8 protein-coding genes are annotated in these 20174 nt (G+C 43.4%); 4 read left to right on the forward strand and 4 right to left on the reverse strand.

What is annotated here, in order from left to right; translation table 11 throughout:
- The 3 genes from QUA33_RS17800 (at position 1) to QUA33_RS17810 (ending at position 4634) form a co-directional block, all read left to right on the forward strand.
- Positions 1–1458, forward strand: a complete 1458-nt coding sequence (locus QUA33_RS17800) for a DUF1822 family protein (protein WP_194008269.1) — start codon at positions 1–3, stop codon at positions 1456–1458.
- A 31-nt stretch (positions 1459–1489) separates the two neighbouring features.
- Positions 1490–3853, forward strand: coding sequence for a CHASE2 domain-containing protein (locus tag QUA33_RS17805; RefSeq protein ID WP_194008268.1), 2364 nt, complete (start codon positions 1490–1492; stop codon positions 3851–3853).
- 91 nt (positions 3854–3944) lie between these two features.
- Positions 3945–4634, forward strand: a complete 690-nt coding sequence (locus QUA33_RS17810; protein ID WP_194008267.1) for a DUF928 domain-containing protein — start codon at positions 3945–3947, stop codon at positions 4632–4634.
- An 81-nt stretch (positions 4635–4715) separates the two neighbouring features.
- On the opposite strand, the gene QUA33_RS17815 is transcribed toward QUA33_RS17810, so the two are convergent.
- The 3 genes from QUA33_RS17815 to QUA33_RS17825 are packed head-to-tail and all read right to left on the reverse strand — an operon-like array spanning position 4716 to position 12296.
- Positions 4716–7685, reverse strand: a complete 2970-nt coding sequence (locus QUA33_RS17815; protein WP_333149905.1) for a CHAT domain-containing protein — start codon at positions 7683–7685, stop codon at positions 4716–4718.
- Entirely contained in the window at positions 7682–9586 is a 1905-nt protein-coding gene (locus QUA33_RS17820) for a ShlB/FhaC/HecB family hemolysin secretion/activation protein (protein ID WP_333149907.1), read from the reverse strand. The genes QUA33_RS17815 and QUA33_RS17820 overlap by 4 nt, the downstream gene beginning before the upstream one ends.
- Positions 9576–12296: a two-partner secretion domain-containing protein gene (locus QUA33_RS17825; RefSeq protein ID WP_333149909.1), complete on the reverse strand. Its 2721-nt coding sequence runs from the start codon at positions 12294–12296 to the stop codon at positions 9576–9578. Before QUA33_RS17825 ends, QUA33_RS17820 begins: the two co-directional genes overlap by 11 nt.
- 271 nt (positions 12297–12567) lie before the next feature.
- Here QUA33_RS17825 and QUA33_RS17830 point away from each other — a divergent pair, with 271 nt between their 5' ends.
- A complete protein-coding gene (locus QUA33_RS17830) occupies positions 12568–14190 on the forward strand; it encodes an IS1634 family transposase (protein WP_333149910.1) in 1623 nt (540 codons plus the stop codon).
- Positions 14191–14300: 110 nt separating this feature from the next.
- Here QUA33_RS17830 and QUA33_RS17835 read toward each other — a convergent pair.
- A partial coding sequence (locus tag QUA33_RS17835; protein ID WP_333149912.1) for a S8 family serine peptidase occupies positions 14301–20174 on the reverse strand: 5874 nt, incomplete at its 5' end.

Genomic DNA, 20174 nt, shown 5'->3' on the forward strand with positions numbered 1-20174 from the left:
ATGTTTGAATTCACAAAAATCCAACCCTTTGAGTCTCAAATTTCTGATAGGCTGCGCTTGACTATTGACGAAGTAGACCTAGAGACTGCTTGGCAACAAAATCAACATCACTCTAATCCTATTTCTCGCTACAATGGTTATCTCAATGGCGCTTGTTTAAATGCTTTATTTAACTGGCTTTCTGAATGGCTGGAACCAGAGAACCCTCAACCTTTAGTCTGGCACGGTCAGGATCTTGCTAGTATTTGGGAAGTAGTCAACGGCACAGCTATTCAGATTGGTGATAGCAGACTGGTGTTTATTCCCAGTGACGAGTCAGATGTAGAAGAAATTTGTGTGCCGCAGGAATGGGTTGATATTCCTAGTTGGGCTGGTGATTATTATGTGGCTGTGCAGGTGAATTTGGATGGGGATGATGACGATCGCTGTTGGCTGGAAGTCTGCGGGTTTGCGACTCATCAGCAACTGAAGCATCAAGGCAGATACAGTGCGGGCGATCGCACTTATTCTTTAGCCATAGATGAGTTGACCGCATCTCTGACTGTCATGCAAATTACTCTAGGATTAAACTTGCAAGCAGAAGTTGCTCCCGTGCTTAATTTATCAGAGATGGAGGCGGCGAAATTATTACAGCTTTTGAGCGATTCCTCGCTATATTCTCCCCGACTGAAAGTATCCTTTGAACAGTGGGCCGCTTTCTTGGCAAATGACAAATATCGGCAATTATTGTATCACAATCGTGTAGCAAATTTTGTGCCAGTTGTCGCGAGTCCAACTCCAGCACTTTTACTTCAGCGCATGAAGAATTATCTCCAAGATGGCTGGAAGACAGGTGAGCAAATGTTTACAGAGATGTTGGGAAATGTAGACCAGAGTTTAGTTAATGGGAGGGTAGGAGCTTTGTCCTATAGGGACGGTAACTTTAAGAGTCACAATACCATTCCCACATTGATTGAAATTTCACAGAATAAGCGCAATCCCCAGAATCAATTGCAGGCGATTAAATTATTAGGTGGCCTCGAACCAGGAAATAAAGAAGCGATCGCCACCCTGACTCACCTGCTGGAAACGACTGAAAATGACGCCTTGCGCCGCGAAGCATCCGTGAGTTTGGGGAAAATTGATCCGAGTAATGAGAGTGCGGGTGTCGGCATTGGTAAGACTATTAATTTAGGGATGCGCCTTGATAGCGATCAACTTCGGCTTGTGCTGACTCTCACCCCCGAAGAAACTGATAAAATCAAGGTTCATCTGCTATTACGTCCTGAGCGATCGCCAATTCTGCCACCAAATCTGCAACTTACTATCCTAGATGAAGATGACGAAGTTTTCTTTGAAGAACAAACGGATGCTGCTGACAATCTAATTGAATATGAATTTACGGCGGCGATCGACGATTATTTCCAGGTTAAAATAGCAGTGAACGGAGTGAGCCTCAAAGAACCTTTTACTATTTAAATCAACCATCATTACCAGCCGACCAAAACCTATGATCAAGTCAATCGTCTTAGATATCAAAACAGAGAGCAAACAGCCTTATTCTGTCAGTCTTCAAGTTGATAGTATATCCTATTCTATTTCTGGGTCGTTGCCACCAGCTACAGATGTGCTGAAAGCATCTGAAAATTTACGCTTAGCTCGCGAAAAAGCAGGTTGTGGTTCTTACCGCAAATTAGAACAGAGCAAAAAGGGGCAAATTACCAAAATTTCCGTTAAAGATTCAGCTAAGTCTGTGGAAACAAGTATGAATACTTGGTTGAATTCAGGAGATAAAAGATTTCAGCCTGTCCGGGATAAGCTCTTACAAGTCTTGAGCGCTGAGGGAGAAAATGTCAGATTAATCATTCAAACAGATGATATCGCTCTTTGGGAATTCCCTTGGCATTTGTGGGATGTTTTACATGATGCTGAAATCGAGCCAATTCTGAGCAAAGTCAACCATAAAGAACCCCATAAATACCAAGGCAAGAAAAATCAAAACAAGGTCAGAATTCTGGTTATCATGGGAGAAGATACAGGGATCAATATTAAGGCAGATTTGAAGCTTTTGACCGAAAAGCTTCACCAAATATCTGCCTACATTAAACCTCTGATAGCTACTTCCAACAGCGAGCTCAATGATGAGTTATGGCGACAGCATTGGGATATTTTATTCTTTGCTGGTCATAGTTCGAGCAATGCTGATTACACCGAGGGTAAACTTGCCCTCAGTGAAGCCGAAAGCATAACAATTAAAAACTTAAAGTATGGTTTAGAAAATGCTATTCAGCATGGTTTAAAATTAGCGATTTTCAATTCTTGTGACGGCATGGGATTAGTGCAGGAACTCGCTTCTCTACAAATTCCAGCAGTTATCGCCATGCGAGAGCGAGTCCCTGATGAAGTAGCTCAAAAGTTTTTGGAGTATTTGTTGGAGGCATTTGCTGTAGAAAATAAGCCTTTGGATAAATCAGTTGGGAAAGCGCGGAAAAAACTGGATCGATTTGAGGTTAACTATCCTGGTGCTAGCTGGTTGCCGATGATTTATGAGTCTCCGGGTGTTGAGGCTCTAACTTGGATTGAGTTGTTGAGGGGAAATGAGGAAGAGCGCAAACGCTTTTCTATTTGGCGCAATCTTCAGACTGCGTTGATGGCAAGTGCGATCGCCACCGGTGCGATCATGGGAGTGCGATCGCTACAATTCCTCGAACCTCTGGAATTACCTGCTTACGATTATTTAATGCGACAGCGCCAAGCTGAGGCGATCGATCCCCGTATCACAGTAGTTGAAATCAATCAACAAGAAGTTGATAAGTATGGTGGCTATCCGATCAAAGAATCCGCTTTAGCAGAAATCGTCAAAAAAGTAGAAAAATATAAACCAGCAGCCTTTGGGCTCGATATATCTCGCAATCAACCTAGAATCAAGGATGATATGGATATCACAGCCCGTAAAGATTGGATCGAAATTTTTAAAAGAAATAAAAACTTTTATACCGTTTGTTCCTACCAATCGTCCGCGGCAGATTATGCTCCGCTTCCTGAGTTTTCCCCGAAACAATTAACCGGTCAAGTAGGATTTGTAGATATTTTTGATAATAACATTCAAGACAATAAACATCAGACAGTCCGTCGCCAAGTCTTATCCTATGAACCCAATTATTTGCCTAAATCTTCTAAATGTATTACACCCTACAGCTTCAGTTTTTTATTAGCATTTTCATTATTATCATCCCAGAAAATTGAACCATTACAAGTTAATCAAACTACAAAAAATTGGGAATTGGGCGGAGTAACTTTTAATCGTTTAGCCTCACACACAGGAGGTTATCAAAGCCTCGATGGCAAGAGTAGCCAAATTCTCCTCAACTACCGCGCCAATCCTAGACCAGCAAAAATAGTTTCACTGACAGATATTTTAGAGGGAAAAGTCAGCGAAAATGCAATCAAAGATCGGGTAGTCATCGTCGGCTATACTGCGGAAGTAGCTAGAGATGATTTTGATACTCCCTATGGCCAAATGCCAGGAGTATGGATTCATACCCACATGACAAGTCAAATTCTTAGCGCCGTGATGGATAACCCAAAACGACCTTTGTTAGGGGTGCTACCACAGTGGGGTAATCTGCAATGGGGCGATGCAGTATTTGTTTGGCTATGGGCGTTTACTGGCGGAGTGTTGGTGATATATGTTCGCCCCCGGCTGCACTTGACAATAGTCACTTGTGTTGCTAGCGTGCTGTTATATTACATTTGTCTTGAGATGCTTAACCAGGGCAGATGGATGCCTTTAGTTCCCTCAGCCTTAGCTTTAGTAGCGACTGGCAGTGGATTAGTCATCCATAAAATATCTCAAAATCGACAGCCGGAATAAGCATTTTAGACAAAAACACAACAACTAAATCCAAATGCCTCGGCTATATTTCCAACTAGCTTTTGCTATCATTATTGCGCTGGCAATTATCATGATTTCTCCTATCTCTTTACAAACCTACAGTGCAATTTTTTTGAGCCAATCCCCCCCACCACCTCCTCAAACACCGCCACCGCCACCGCCACGAGATAATCAACCAAGAACCGGAACCGGACTTGACCCCACTAATCCCAACTGTAAAAAGACAAGTAAGTCAATTACCGCTCTTGTACCTATTAAGAATCCGGTCTTCACGACTTCTGAATATCCAACTTTTTTGTTCTATATTCCCTACAATCCTGAAGATATAAACTCAGTCGAGTTTTCTCTGCAAACAGCAGATGGGAAAAAGAGAATTTATAAAGCTGCGGTCACTTTGCCAAAAACACCAGGAATTATTAGTGTTAGCCTGCAAAAATCTCCAAACTATGCTCTTGAACTGAATAAGTATTACCTTTGGTACTTCAAATTAAATTGTGAACCTTATACGCGATCTACGACTGACTTGTCGGTGAATGGGTTTGTCGCGCGAGTACCACTCACATCTGAACGCCAACAGCAAATCAATACAGCAACACCTGATATTTGGTATGATTCCGTCGCCAGTTTAGCTCAGCGTTTGCTGGCAAATCCTCAAGATGAAAAATTAAAAATTCAATGGATTAAGTTATTAGAATCTGCTGGATATAGAGCTCTGGCTGAAGAACCTTTAGTTGGTGCTGTGCAACTATTGGAAAAATAACTCACTAGGCTTGAGTTAATGGGGTTGTCTTACTTTTTTATAGGTTTTGTCTTCTGGATTGTCTTCTTTAATCCTATGGAGTTACAGCCAATTGCCAACGATAATATAAGGTGCCCAAAAATAGGGTTCTTTTCCTGTTTCAAAGTACGCTTTTTGAGCAATATGAAGTGCTTTCGCCCTTGTCATTCCCGGTTTACGCAACTCTTCATAGAATCGCACTATAATTTTTGTGTTGGCGGCATCTTCTGCTACCCACAAACTTGAAACGGTACTGCGGGCACCTGCCCGTATAGCTACCCCCGATAGTCCTAAGACTGCTCTATCATCCCCTTTTGCTGTTTTGCAAGCACTGAGTACCAGTAACTCGATCGCTCGAACATCCTTTTTATTACCCCTCTTAATCAATTTATCCAAATCTTGACTTTTGAGCAAGCTTCCAAAAGCAACAATAAAAGTTTTTTCGGGATCGGAGCTAAACTGACCATGTGTTTTGATATGCAGAATAGGGATATTAGCCAAGGCCAACTCTTGTTGAAGGTTGGTTAGAGTAAACTCTTCATTCAAAAATCTTTTGCTGGTTGCTACAATTTTTCCGATTCCATCCAATTCTTCTAGTAATTTTTCGATTTTTGCAAAATCTTGACCTTCTAGTGTCTGGGGTTGATCTACACCTCCTAGCAAAACTTTTAACTTGCTTGATTTTACTTGATTCCAAGGTTTAGGTTCGAGAAGCTGTAAACCCGGAACTAGAGCAAGAGCATAATTTTTTTCCATTAGATACTTATCTGAGCGCTTATCGTAAAGAGCTCCCATTGGGATCACCTGCAGGGGCCTGTCTAAGATAAATACTAATGTTTCTACATTTTTAGCATTTTCAACCAATGATTCTACTGGTTCTATCAACCATTTGTACAGTTTTTCTGATTCTGCTACGACTTCGGGAGTGCTACTTTTGTCAACTAAATATTTTTGTAGATTTTGGATTGTTTTTTTTACGAGTGTCTCCGGCTGGTAGGTTTGCCGATATTCTAAGGATGTTTTGCCTGGTAATTTCAGGATAATTGCTAAACGATCTTTTAAAATAATTGCATGGATAACTGCCGCCGTTGGATCGTATTTGTCAGCAATTCGATCTATCTCTTCTGACTTATTCACCACGACGCAAGCATCGCGAAAAAAGTTATCCAATTCAGCAACCTGAAGTGCTTCAATTACACTGCGAGCTTGTTTCAAATTCTCTTGACTAGGCTGATTATCCTGCAACAACAAGTCAACTAATTCGCGATAAACAGGTTCTACCCGATCGCGAAAATCGAATTGTCCATCCCGACTAATTGGCACTAGATCGTTGCGTAGCGACTGTAACGTATTAAATGCAGCCGTATAAGCTGCGATCGCACCGTCCACATCCTTCGCCCCATTCCAACGAATCCGCCCCAATTGCGACTGCCACTCATAGGCAAGATCCGGCGCATTTAACTGAACATTCTGCGACAACAACAAAGCTTGTTCCGTGCACTGTTGAGCCTCTAGCCACTGCTGATTTTTTTCATACACGGTACCCAAATTGCCCAAAGCATAGGCTGTTGCCCTAAAATCGCCCAAATCCCTAGCCAATGCGATCGCCTTTGCACCCAATTTGCCAACTTCTCCCCATCCCCAAGACACAGACTCAATATTTCCCAGTACACTTGCAGCCACAATTGCAGAATTTGGCAAACAGTAATTCAATATTTTATCTGAATTTACGTTAGACGAATTTGAAACATTATTAGGAGTTTTTAGTTGATTCTTGAACTTAACTAAACTATTCATCAAGCTAACTTCCGCATAAACTAGCTTGTGACTTGGCGGCAACTTATTTAATTCAGACAAAATTTCTAACCGCAATTGTTTGATTTCCTTTGGATTTGCCGCCAATCCAATTTTAAAATCAACTAAAAGACTTAATAAATTCAGTTGTGCCTGGACTTTTACAAAAGAATTCTTTGCAGCCACCTTCGCCGATTTTTTATAGGAATCTATAGCAGTTTGGTAGTATTTTTCAGACTGATCCAACTCGGACAAGAATTTGTTTCTATTTCCTATAGACTTGTAAGTATCACCTAAACTTAGTAAGATTAAAGCCTGTTCTTGAGGATATGCTTGTTGAGTAACAACTCGATCTACTTCTTCCAGCAACTCTTTTGACTCTTTCAAATAGCCAAGCTGTCTCCACACATCACCAAGGAGACGCGCCCCCGTAATTTGGATATTTTTAAAAGTCGAATTTGATGGCTTTTTGACACTTTCTTTGATTGTTACTAATTTTTCAGTAATTAACTGCTGACAATCCTGACTTGGAATGGTGAAGTTTTCTAGATTGTTTGATTCTACAACTGGGATAATTGCTTGGCAAGCTTGCTGATATAAACCTAATGCTTGCAGGGTTTTAATTTGAGCAATTAGGCTGCGTTTCCATCCTAAATTATCCTTTAATTTCACATAAATATTCGTTGCTTGCTTCCCTGTTTGCAAAGCAAGAGTGATTTGTCCCTGTTCCCATTGCCCATTAGATTGAATATCGAGGATTTGAGCGATCACCTTTAATTCCCCTGGCGACTTTACCCCAGTTTCCTCCGGTAACAAACTCCGACTCAGGCCGATCGCACTATTAGCCTCTTTCCAATCCCCCAACTGTTGATATGTCAACGAAAGATTACTCAGGGCGATCGCCTGATTCAACCAATCCCCCCCCACCTCAAAACCCGCAACAGCTTGCCGCCAATGCTTCGCAGCCTCTGGGAAATCCCCTGCGGCATAACTGGTTCTAGCCAAATCTTCCCAGGCTTGGGGCGATCGCGACTGATTGCCAATCCCTAATTTTCCAGAAATTACTGAAAATTCATCCCCTTTTTCCCAACTAATTAGAGAATGTGATACCCCACTTTTTTCCAAATTCAATCCCGATTGAGCCTTGACATTGGCAGCAAACAATGATAATAATACTGCCACAAATAAGATAGTAAATAGCCTCAGACTTCGCCCCCACGTCAGTCGTGCTGGTTTCAAAAAGAGAACCTGGATAGAACGGAAAAATGTAAACCTTTTTCTTGCCATGTTGTCCCCCTCGAATTCACATCAACTAAAGGAATACCCCAATAAAAATTGGCCGACATACTATCACCCAATTCCCACCGCAAACCCGTACCAACCGAGAGCAATAATTGACGCTCTAAGCTATCTCTACCTGAACTATTCCAAACAGTACCAGCATCAACAAAAGGAGTAATTTGTAAAACCCCTAACCCTCGATCGGACCTACCAAAAATCGGAAACCTAAGTTCCGCCGATGCTGAAATTCCATTATCAGCCAACAGAATATCCTGCCGATAACCTCTGACACTATTCCCACCTCCAATCCCAAATTGTTCTAGAGGTAAAAGTGTCCTATTCGCCAATTGTATATCAGTTTTTGCCAATACAAAAGTGTCTCTCCTCAAGCGGCGAATCCATTGTCCCTGACCCCGCCAGGCCAAAAATCGGCTATCAGGAGCCTCGCTATTAACAGTAGCATTAAACACTCCTAATCCCAAACTAAATTGAGAGCGCAAAGCCAATAATTCATCATTGTTCCGCACAGTCCAATCTTGAAAAAACCTGACTGCTGATATTCCCGTGCGCCCTTTGGCATCCGCACCCGCAGACAGGGGAAAATCTTCCCCTAAAATGGAAGTGCCACTTTCGCGCCTAGTTGCTGTCACTCCTACAGCTAATTCTTGTCGGGGATTTCTCAATATAGGTTGGCGCAAAGTTAGATCAAAGTATTGGGCTGCTGCTCTTATATCAACTTTTTCAAAAGGTTCTTCAATGACACGATTGGCAGTAACACCGGCTGACAAATTAATTGTGCCATTGTTAGGATTTAAGGGCAGTGTATAGCTGAGGTCAAAAGCATTGCTGCCGTCCGTATTGGTGTAAGCTAGACTTAAACCATCTCCTTTTCCTAATAAGTTGGCTTCGGTTAGTTGTAATTGACGGCGGAAACTGCCGATGCTGGGAGCCCGTCGATTATCTAGTAGCAATGCAGCACTAAAGGTTTTTTCCTCCTCGAATTTAACTTCTAGGGCACTTCTGTATAACTGGGAACCGGGTATTAATTCAGCAGAAATACTTTTAATTAAGGGATCGAGTTGGAGCAATCGCAGGGCATCTAAGAGACGAGATGTTTGTAGGGGCTGGGAGGCGATCGCCAAACGGCTGCATATATAATTGAAATTGAGTCGCTGTTTTCCCGTCCGCCTCCTGACTCGAATTGATTCTAAGCCACCTTCGACTATTTTAATGATAACTTCCCCAGCAGCGCCTCGGTTTTGTAACCTTTGATTTGGTTCTTCGCTAGTGGTGGGAAGGTAGGCAAAAGAATTTATATATCCTTTCTCGTTATAGAATTTTGTTACTTCTGAAATAATTTGCTGCAATTGGGCAAATGTGATTCGGTTAGTATTGCTATCTAATTTGAGGATTTTCTTGATAATTTTTTGTTCTAGGGTTTTTTGACTGAAAACTGTATTGCCAATGAAGCGGAAGTTAGTAACGGAGATTGCTTCGATTACTTCATTGGTTTTGTTATCTTCTGGTGTTTGGGTTGTGGGAGATTGGGGTTCGACCGATCGCGTGATCGGACATTCATAAACCTCACTGGTATCGGAATTAGGTTCAGTTTCCCCTTGTTGTAAGCTAGGAGATGGTTCAGGCTGGGGTAGATTTGGCTCGGAAGGGGCTGTTTGCGGTGCTAAAGGTTCTGAGAGGTTAGGAGTTTGAGTTTCGATCGGTGTTTGTGCTGTGAAGTCTACTGGAAATAAGGGAACGGTTTGTGCTTTCAGTGGCAAAAGCGTCCAATTACTAGCTAATACTCCCACAGCTATTTGTAGGAGGAAATCGCCCTTTTTTTGATTTCCTTTATTGGCCATAGCAACCACCGATAGGTTGAACGGGGCTTTGGAGGATAACAGTAGCAGGATTAGCAGTAAAAATCACTTCTCCTTTGCTGTTAATTGCCCAACCTTGAGCCGATAGGACGGGTCGGTTAGGGGCTCCGACTTGTTGGGGTGGAGCAGTTCTAGTTCGTTGTTCTACAGGCGCTACAGCATCGGCTAAACCGACGGCGGTGGAGCCATTACCTGGAGTTTCCGCTGGATTGGCTGGCAAGCCACGCCCAATTCTGGTGAAGGTTTTGTCGGTTCCTGACTGTCGCTGATTAGGGCAAATTTGGGTGATCGCATCTGGATTCGCGATCGTCCTTGGTAATTGAATCACGCCTTGGGTGGGGTCAATATCCGGTGTGTTGAGGAGAACTTGGCCGTCCAGTTCAGGGCCTCGCAAGGACGTGGCGGTGATGTCGCTGGTGAGGTTGGATGCGGGATCTGTTGCGCGGCGCGATCGGGCACCGAAGATTCCTTCTGGGGCAGTAATTTCAACACGGCCAGCTTCGCGGTTGACTGCATTGGCGGTGATGTCACTATTAGTGCCAGCAATTAAGGCTCTGGTATCAATCCTGATATTGCCACCTATGGCATCGCCAGTGGCTGTAACCGTAATATTGCTGTTGTTACGCATTTGTAAGAAGTTGGGAACTTGGAGGTTGATATTGCCGGAGTCACCGGATCTAGTTTCTGCGGTAATGGTTCCCCTGTCTAGTCGGATGTCACTGGCTGTTACCTCCAGGTTCCCCGCAGATCCCGTACCTCTGCTCCCATCTACAGCCACACTTGCCCCATCTCGTACCCTCAGCAGTCCCGTATTTATAGTTACATTCCCTGCTTCTCCGCTGCCCGTTGTCACTGCTGTTAAACGGCTGGGCAAGCGCCCGTCCGCCCTGACTAAGGGAGAAACCTCTGCTGGCACGATGCCGGAAGTTCCACTCACTTCAATAGACTCTGAGGCATTGACTGTCAGAGAACCTCCCCTTCCACCTGCAAAAGTATCTGCTGATATCGCGGCTCCATCCCGAACCGTTAACTGCCTCGTTGTTACTGTCAAGTTATCTGCATTGCCAGCATTAGAGTCCGTTTCTAACCCTGTGGACTGGGTGAACAAACCGCTGGGAAAGCCATCTATACCCGTGCCAGCGAGTTCGACAGATTCTCTGGCGTTTACAGTTAAAGTCCCTGCTTGCCCGCTACCTTGAGTTGTTGCTAATACCTGACCGCCATTTTGAGCTATTAAGCGTTCTGTTTCAATACTGATATTGCCACCCCGCCCGTTACCCACAGTCAGAGCCGATATTCCAGCCCGATCTTGAACAATCAACTGCTCGGACGCTTGAATGAATATATTACCTGCATTCCCAGTGCCATTGGTGAGAGATGAAATTTCACTTCCATCTCGCAAAATCAACTCTCTGGTGGAAATGGTTAAATCTTGAGCATTTCCAGAAGAACCTTTTTCAGCCTGATTTACTAACGCACTGGGAATCAGACCATCTGCCGATCGCCCAATTACTTCTACAGACTCCGAAGCAGTTACACTTAATCTTCCCGCTGAACCCTCAGAAAAAGTATTTGAGCCTACCTGTGCCCCATCTCGTAAAATTAATCGACCAGTGGCGATCGTCAAATCTCCGGCATTTCCTGTTGTCGGTAAAGTTTGCCCATTTTCAACATTAACTTGAGCAAATAAGCCACTGCCCAAAGTGCCATCAGCATTAGTTCCACTCAATTCTATGGAATCTGTCGCTGTGATGGATAAATTGCCACCTCTCCCAGCCCCGTAGGTAGTCGTATCCACATAACCGCCACCTTCAGCAATCAACTGTGCTGCTTGGATAGAGACAGTACCCCCATTTTGACTTCCGAAAGTCTCAGAGAGAATTCCTGAGTCCTCCGTCAGCACTACCCGCCGCCCCTGTACTTGAATCGTGCCGCCACCTTCACCGCTAGCACTTACAACCGCACCCTGTGACAATTCAATGTCTTGGAAGTCGCGGACACCTGCATATCCCAAAGCGAAACCTGAGTCATTGAAAGTCAGGCTAACTAAACTGTTAGCACCGACACTGCCCAGTTCAATTCTGCCTCCCGGCGCTGTCAAAATTCCACCGGGAAGCGCTACGTCGCCGCCCACTAGCGCTAAAGTTTGACCGGGTAAAACTTCTAAACCTACGGGGTTCTGATTGCCTTCGCCGCTGTCATCAAAAGCAGAAACGGCTACAGATAGATCGACAATTTGACCAGGATTCGGACCAAATTGCAAGCTAGTGGGAATACTGATAGTTAGCAGAGGAGTTGTTTGGGGATTGGTAGCACTGAATGATGTACCGTCAGCGAAATTGATGCGATCGGCTGTAGTGCCTAGAAACGAGCCACCGATATTCAGGCTGGCATTCGGGCCAAAAATAATCCCGTTGGGGTTGAGGAGAAATAGGTTAGCAGTGCCGTTGGTTTGGAGAATGCCATCAATGTTAGAAATTGACCCGCCTGTGACGCGAGTGAAGATATTTTGAATCGTATCAGCGTTGTTGAAAAACGCTCTGCCACCGGTGGGGACGGAAAATTCTCGAAAACTATGGAACAGGTTGCGATCGGCTTCTGTGCCGCCTTCAATGGTTAAGGTGTTGCCGTCAGGGGTGACTGTGGAATTGTTGGGTAGAGTGGCATCGGGGACAATTTGGGCCGTTACCAAAGTTGGAAAGCCACAAAGGTAAAATAGAATACAGAATATTTTTGCTTTTGTTTTATGGCTCACGAGGAAGGAAGATATAAAAGGGTTAGGAGTTAAAATGTTGAGCTAATTTTACAAGATAATGAGCTGAGGATGTAACCATTAGCCGATTAATTGTAGGGAAACGGCACGACGCCGTGTCCTGACTGTCGGTAACGGGTAAAATCAACCGGATTGGATGATGAAACCCATATTCCGCAGGTGCGATCGCAAAACCCAGTATTTTTAAGATATGAGAAATATTGAAGCGTCAAATATAAGAGTACAGGATATTGACCACTGCGGACTCATTGCCGGTATCTGTGATGAAATGGGATTAGTAGAACAGATCGATCAACTACTGGGGACTCACCCACAGTCCCTCATCACACCAGGGCAAGCAGTCAAAGCCATGATAGTGAATGGATTGGGCTTTGTCAGTGCTCCACTGTATCTATTGGAAAAGTTTTTTTTCGGTAAAGCCACAGAGCACTTGTTGGGAGAAGGCATCAGACCAGAACACTTAAATGATGACAGGTTAGGGCGCATCCTAGACAAATTATATGCCGCAGGACTGACAGAACTATTTGTCACAATAGCACTGTCTGCTGCACGACGTTTTGGTGTAGACTTGCACAGCCTACACCTAGATTCGAGTTCCCTACACGTTGATGGTGATTACCTAAGCGCTCAAAGTGAGACAGGAGAACTAGGTACAATTGACATTACCTACGGCTATTCCAGAGATCACCGCCCCGATTTAAAGCAATTTATGGTGGATCTGATGTGCAGTGGGGATGGAGACATCCCCTTGTACTTGAGAGCGGGAGATGGCAATGAAACCGACTCATCTGTATTTGCCCAACTGATTCTTGAATTCAGACAGCAATGGGATGTGGATGCACTGTTTGTGGCCGATGCTGCTCTCTATACTTCTGTAAATCTGCAACAGATGGCACAATTGCGATGGGTATCAAGAGTCCCTGCTACCTTATCCTCGGCTAAAGAATTGTTGCAGCAGATTCACCCAGACGCATGGGTGAATAGTTTGCTAACTGGCTACCAGATTGCTGCTTGTGGGAATCGTTATGCCGACGTGCCACAACGATGGTTAGTGGTTAAGAGTCAGATGCGTTTGGCATCTGATTTAAAACAATTGGAGAAACGCTTAGCCAAACATTTCACACTCGCCACTTCAGCACTCAAGCAATTAGAAAGTCAACGGTTTGCTTGTCAACCAGATGCCACTTCTGCTGCGAGCGCATTTTCGCAACAGTTACCTTACCATCAATTGCACGACCTGCAAGTGATCGAAATAGTTGAATATGCCAGACGTGGCAGACCTCGTAAGGATGCAGTTGGTCAGAAACATTATCAAATCTCTGCCACACTTGTCCCGAAAGCTAGTGTCATTAATGCCGAACGGCAACGCGCTGGATTGTTCCTTTTGGCTACGAATGTTTTGGACGAGCAAGTTTTGACTGATGACCAGATTCTGCAAGAATATAAGGCACAGCAATCGACGGAGCGAGGTTTTCGATTTCTTAAAGACCCCTTATTCTTTACTTCTAGTGTCTTTCTCAAGACTCCTCAACGAGTAGCTGCGCTAGCAATGTTAATGGGTTTGTGTTTGCTGGTTTATAGTTTAGGCCAACGTTCCCTCCGGCACGCTCTCGATAGGGCTCAACAAACCATTGATAATCAAGTAGGTAAGCCTACGACCAAACCAACTCTGCGGTGGGTGTTTCAATGTTTCATGTCAATTCATTTGTTGACAATTAATGGGGTCAAGCAGATTACCAATCTGACGCAAGAACGATTGTGGATTATCCAATTCTTTGGCGCTCCTTGCCGTAAATATTATCTTCTCTCTTGAGCTGCGGTGCCATCTCAATTGAAAAAATTCCCGGACGATCGTGCTACCTGCGGAATGTGGGATGAAAGTGCCCGAGCCTGCGCTCGGATATAACCTTGGTTACATATTATTTAACCAATCTTATATTTAATTAGAACAGCATCAGTAGAACCTGCATAGGGTTGACCTTCCAAAGAACCACTAACACTACCAGTTATATAGATGTTATCAGCATTATCAATAACTAGCTTGTATGTATCATCTTTACCAGCGGTACCTAGCTGTTGGCTCCACGAAAAAACTCCACTGCTATCCAACTTTGTTACAAAAATATCATAATTTCCTGCATTGATACTGCTTTCTAAAGAACCTTGAGTCATGCCTGCAACATATATATTCCCATTTTTATCTAAGCTGACTCCGAGGGTATTTTCATCACCAACCGTTCCAAACTGATTAGCCCAAAGCTGAGTGCCGTTGGTATCATACTTAACTAAAAAGTTATCTGATCCGCCGCTATTGTTATTACCATTTAAGTTGCCTCTAGTATTCCCAGTGACATAAAGATTGCCATCATTGCCAATAGTTACTCCATAGGCTGAATCCGAGGCTGCTGTACCAAATTGACGAATCCAAACCTGATTACCATTAGTGTCATATTTAGTAATGAAGGCATCTCTTCCATTTTCAATTGTTTCATCAGTATGTCCTACAATGTAGCTATTGCCCGCATTATCAGTAGTTACTGCACGCGCATTTTGGTCTTGCGGTGTGCCAAAATCTTTAACCCAAACCTGATTGCCATTAGTGTCATATTTAGCGATGAAAGCATCTTGATGAGGTACGTTTGACCATGCTTTTGTAGGATCGAAGGAACCCCAAGTATTACCCGCAACATAGATGTTACCTGCATTATCAGTACCCACTCCCGTAGCGTAGTCGGCCAAATCCGCAAAGGTATCTTGACTACTGAATACTTTCTGCCAGATTTCATTACCATTACTGTCATACTTATAGATATAAGCATCACGATCCGAATCAGAAGAGCTATTAGTGTATCCAACAATATAAACATTATTGGCTGCGTCAATCTTTACTCCTGACGCAAAATCCGTTGCCGGATTATCTAAAAATTTCTGCCAAAGTTTGTTGCCATTACTATCATACTTGGTGAATAAAGTATCCCAATTACCGGTAGTTGTATCGCCATCCCCAGTGAAACCAACCATATAAATATTTCCTGCACTATCAGTAGCAATATCCCTACCAATCTCTTGAAGGGAAGTACCAAACTGGCGTACCCACTCAAGCTTGGGATCTGAATTTTCTTTGACTTCAAGGATTTGAGAAAACTCCGAAGTGTTATTCTCAGGATCAGTGGCAGTAGCAGTAATAAATTGACCCAGGGGCACAGCTAACGGTAAATTAATGGCGACAGTCGCATTACCACTGCTATCTGTCGTCACATTCTGGAATCCAAGGAACTTCTCTCCTTCTCCATAACTTCCACTACCCAAACCAGAGTCATCTAAAGCCGTGTTAGAAAATAATTCTATTCTGAATGTAGTATTGGGAGTGCTATTTATCTTTCCTTTAATAGTGGTAGTTCCATTGCTAGAAATAGCGGAAGTCAACTCAGGGAAATTCTGTAAATTGTTAATACCTGTGTCGCCATCTCCTAAATCATTCACAGTCAATCCATTATCTCCAAAACCGATGCCCAAGAGATCGTTGCCGGATATAGAATTAGATAAAATAGCATTGCCAGTTGAAACATCGCCGTTAATAAAGACACCATTTTTACCGTTACCGAATATCAAGTTGCCTGCCTCAATCGTTGTCCCGCCAACTGTGTTATTACTTGCGTTCAAAATAGCAACACCATTATTTGTATTGCCCAAATCTTTCGTGCCGGTAACATCGCTACCGATATAGTTGCCTTGAATCAGGTTGTTATTAGCATTTGACTCGGTAATGTAAATCCCAACATTATCATTGCCCGATATGATGTTGCGTGCTTTAACAGTTTTGCCACCAATAATATTATTAGGTGTCCAAACTGAAATGCCACTAAAGCCGTTGCCAAAATCTTGAGTACCAGTTACATCAGTACCAATGAAGTTGCCTTCAATAATGTTGCCACCATTATCAATCAATCGGATAGCATCAACACCAAAACGATTGATGGTTAATCCTCTGACTGTACTGTTGCCAGCAGAGATATATAAACCATCCACTGATACATTACTGCCATCTAATTCAATCACTGGTCGCTCTGAAAATCCCGGCTGAGTCGTGCCATCAATAATTACTGGGTCGGTAATCTGTGGCAATGGTGATAGTGGTCGAATAGTAAAAGCATTGGTGCTGGTGTTGTAACTCGAATCGGTGGGAGGAATCTTAAAGAGAACTGTATCCTTGCCAGGACTGCTATTAGCCCACTTCAAAACATCCCGTAAACTACCTGGACCGCTGTCTTTTGTATTGGTAACAACATTAGGAGACTCGTCTAGTTCTAATCCGTAAAGATTGAGCTTCCAACTCTTCCAATCTCCTTTCAATTCGTTGCCATTCTTATCAATAACCTGCAACTTCCATTCACCCTTTGATAACTCGCCCCAGTGTCGAATAGAGATAAACTTCCATTGATTAGAATCTGGCACTATCTTATCGCTATTATTGGAATTGGGGATTTCAGGTATAGTATTTGCTAACACCGATTCAGTACCATCTGGCGAAATTAGTTTCACCGTGAAGTCGCCCCAGTCTGGATGATTGGCGTCAAAAATTACTTCTGCTTTTTCAACAATAATATTCTGAGAAATCGTAGTCTTCGCTTCTATTCCCGTTGTGCTGCCATCAGGAATAGTTTGAATCACATTCTGCAAGTCAGAAGTCACTAAAACTTGATTTCCCACTGGTGTCCAATTAACAGCAGCATTCACTGCAGCGGCGGCATCGATCGCCCCAAAGCCATATTCATAACTCACCCAAAGTCCTGCTTTATTCTGCTCCCATTTTGGTTTTCCTTCCCCATCATTGCCATTGGGATCATTTTTATGAGCCGTCTTGGCCAGAATGTGTTCCTTATCGCGCATGGTTAGTTTAGGGTTAGCCTCTAGCATCAAAGCAATAACTCCAGAAACTAAAGGCGCCGCCGCAGAAGTCCCGCCAAAATCATTAGCATAGCGAGACCCACTTTCAAAAATATCTGTTGTTGTAATCCCTTGTGAGTTATTGGGATCGCCATTGTCGGAGGAGGCTGAAATGAAAATTGCTGAGCCGGGTGTACTATATGTGGCGTGATTCCCTGCTTTGTCGATCGCTCCTACGGCGATCGCATTACGGGAACTCGCAAAACTATTATAATTGACATTCCCGTTGAAGTTCCCTTCATTCCCACCAGCAAATACATAGGTATTTCCCAGCCCACTTCGACCTTTGGTAACTCCTGTTTGCAAGGCGTACAAAGCTAAAGGTTGCCGCCTCATGTATTCAGGGCCCCAACTGTTATTAAAAATATCGATCGACTGATTGCGATTAGATTGTCCCGGTTGTGTCCGAGGATCGAACAAAGCATCAGCAACCTGTTTTCCACCAGAGTCAACCTTCTGGTTAAGTGGATCTGTGTTACCAAATAGTCGCAATCCTGCTAATTTTGCTTCAGGAGCTACACCAACTATACCTTTGCCATTTTCAGTCGCCGCTGCAATCCCAGCAACTGCCGTTCCGTGAGGGTTAGCAGTGTTAATTTGTAATGTCCAACGTTTCAAAAGTTCTTGACTAAGCTGGCGCATTTCGTCCGCATCATACTCATCGGGATTGGGATTTTTAATTTCTAATTGCCAATCACCACCTGCATAACTTCCATAAAATTGATTTAGATTGAAGCTTTGAGAACTATTTTCACTGAACTTAATTTTGGCATATTGCGTGAATTTCAAATCATCCCTACCAGGCCACCATAATCTTCCACCAAAAGAAGCACGCCGATAAAAAAGATCAAATCCAGATTCGCTAGGACTGTACAGAGATACTTGCAAATCTTCAGGTTTGGGTAAATTAGGTGGTAGAGATTGACTGAAATCGAAGTTAGCTTGAACATCTTTTACCATTCCTGTCAAATTCACAGGAAGAGAGAAGTTGATACTACTCCAACTATTAACTTTTGGCTTTGAAATATCCGCTAAAAATGTAGTTGTGGATGATGGCGAAGGATCGCTATCTTTGTCAGTAAAATCCCAACTCAAATTCGGGTTGTACCGACTTGCTAAATCTGGATGTTTGTCTTCCAAACCATCATCAACAATTGCAATAGTTGCGCCCCTCCCTCGCACTGTTTGAGAAGTTGCAGGATTAATTACATCCCAAGTTGCGGGTACTTTCGCATTCTGTAAATTCCACTGCTCTTTGTATAAGGTATCCTTCGGTTCGTACAACAAATTTAATTTGACAGGAACTTGGGGATAAGCATATTCTACTCCTGACAGTGTTGTTAGCTGATTCGCCACATCTTTAACATCTATTCCCTCTGGAAATTTCCAGATAAATGTGTTAGGAATGTGACCCGTTTCTCCCTGGTCGATCGCACCAATACTACCTGCTAACTGCTGTGAAGACTGTCCAGGCGTTACCCAAACAACCCATTCCTTTGTTTCAGCTAAAGCTTCAGGCGGGTAGCTGTCGAGATTTGCAGCACCGACGATCGCCAATCTGACTTCATCAGACAACCCCTCTGGACCCGGATCGCTAATTAAAGCAAATTTTTCACTCGCTACTGGACTAGCACTACCTGCTTTGTCATAAGCGATCGCCGACAATTGATAACGACCCGGTTCTAAACTGCTCAAATTATCACTAAAGTTGAATCGGCCAAACCCATCGCTGTCACTGATAAACTCAGTAACATCTTTAGCGATTTCAATTTTCTCACCACCTTCTTTTTGAAACCAGAAATCGATTTTAGCAATATCGCTGACTCCTTCAGTATCAAAAACCTTAGCGCCACTAAAGCTAATTTTTTCACCCTTGGTATATAGAGGTAAAATTCTAAATTGTAAATCGCCTGGTGCACTATTGATCAACAAATTGCGTACCACTTCATTGCTGGCTGCGCCTGCTTGATCGTAGGCGATCGCCTTCAACTGGTATTTACCTGCAGCCAATCCATCCAAAGTATAATTAAAAGTTGCCCAACGATTGTCTAAACTGTCTGACGTAAAAGTAGTAGCGTCCCTAATATCTGTCCATTCTCCCCCCTCTTTTTGCAACCAGAAATCTACTTTTGCTAAGTTATTGGCTCCATTTGTATCAAAAATTTTGGCATTTGTTAACTGAATTGCCTCGTTTGGTTGATAAGTAGTTAGTAGGCTAAATTGCAAATTTTCTGGAGATTGGTTAATCGGAGTCGGAATTGGTGTTGGCGTTGGCGTTGGAGTAGGTGTTGGAGTAACTGTAGCCTCCTTGACAGTAAAGCTTTTGAGTATCGTTTCGCTGGTAGCGCCTTCTAGGTCGTAGGCGATCGCTTTTACCTCGTACTTCCCTACACTTAAATCCGACAAAAAATAGCTAAAAGTTCCCCACCCTTGGCTATCAGCAATGAAACTTTCAACATTGCCAACGTTGAGCCATTCTCCGCCTTCCTTTTTTTGAAAAATTTCGACATTTTTAAGATTAGAAACACCGTTTGCATCGTAAACTTTACCACCCGTAAAGCTAATTTTTTCTCCTAATGTGTAAGTCGTTAAAACCTCAAATTGTAAGTCTTGTGGTGCTGTATTTGTGGGAGTGGGCGTTGGAGTGGGAGTGGGAGTGGGTATTGGAGTGGGTGTTGGCGTTGGTGTAACTGTAGTTTCTTTGACAGTAAAGCTCTTGATTACCGTGTTGCTGGTATCGCCTGCTGCATCGTAGGCGATCGCCTTTACCTCGTAATTTCCGGCACTTAACTCTGACAGAGAGTAGCTAAAATTTGCCCACCCTTGACTGTCTGCCGTGAAAGTTTCCGC

The sequence above is a fragment of the Microcoleus sp. Pol14D4 genome, from assembly GCF_036701245.1.
Lineage (GTDB): Bacteria > Cyanobacteriota > Cyanobacteriia > Cyanobacteriales > Microcoleaceae > Microcoleus.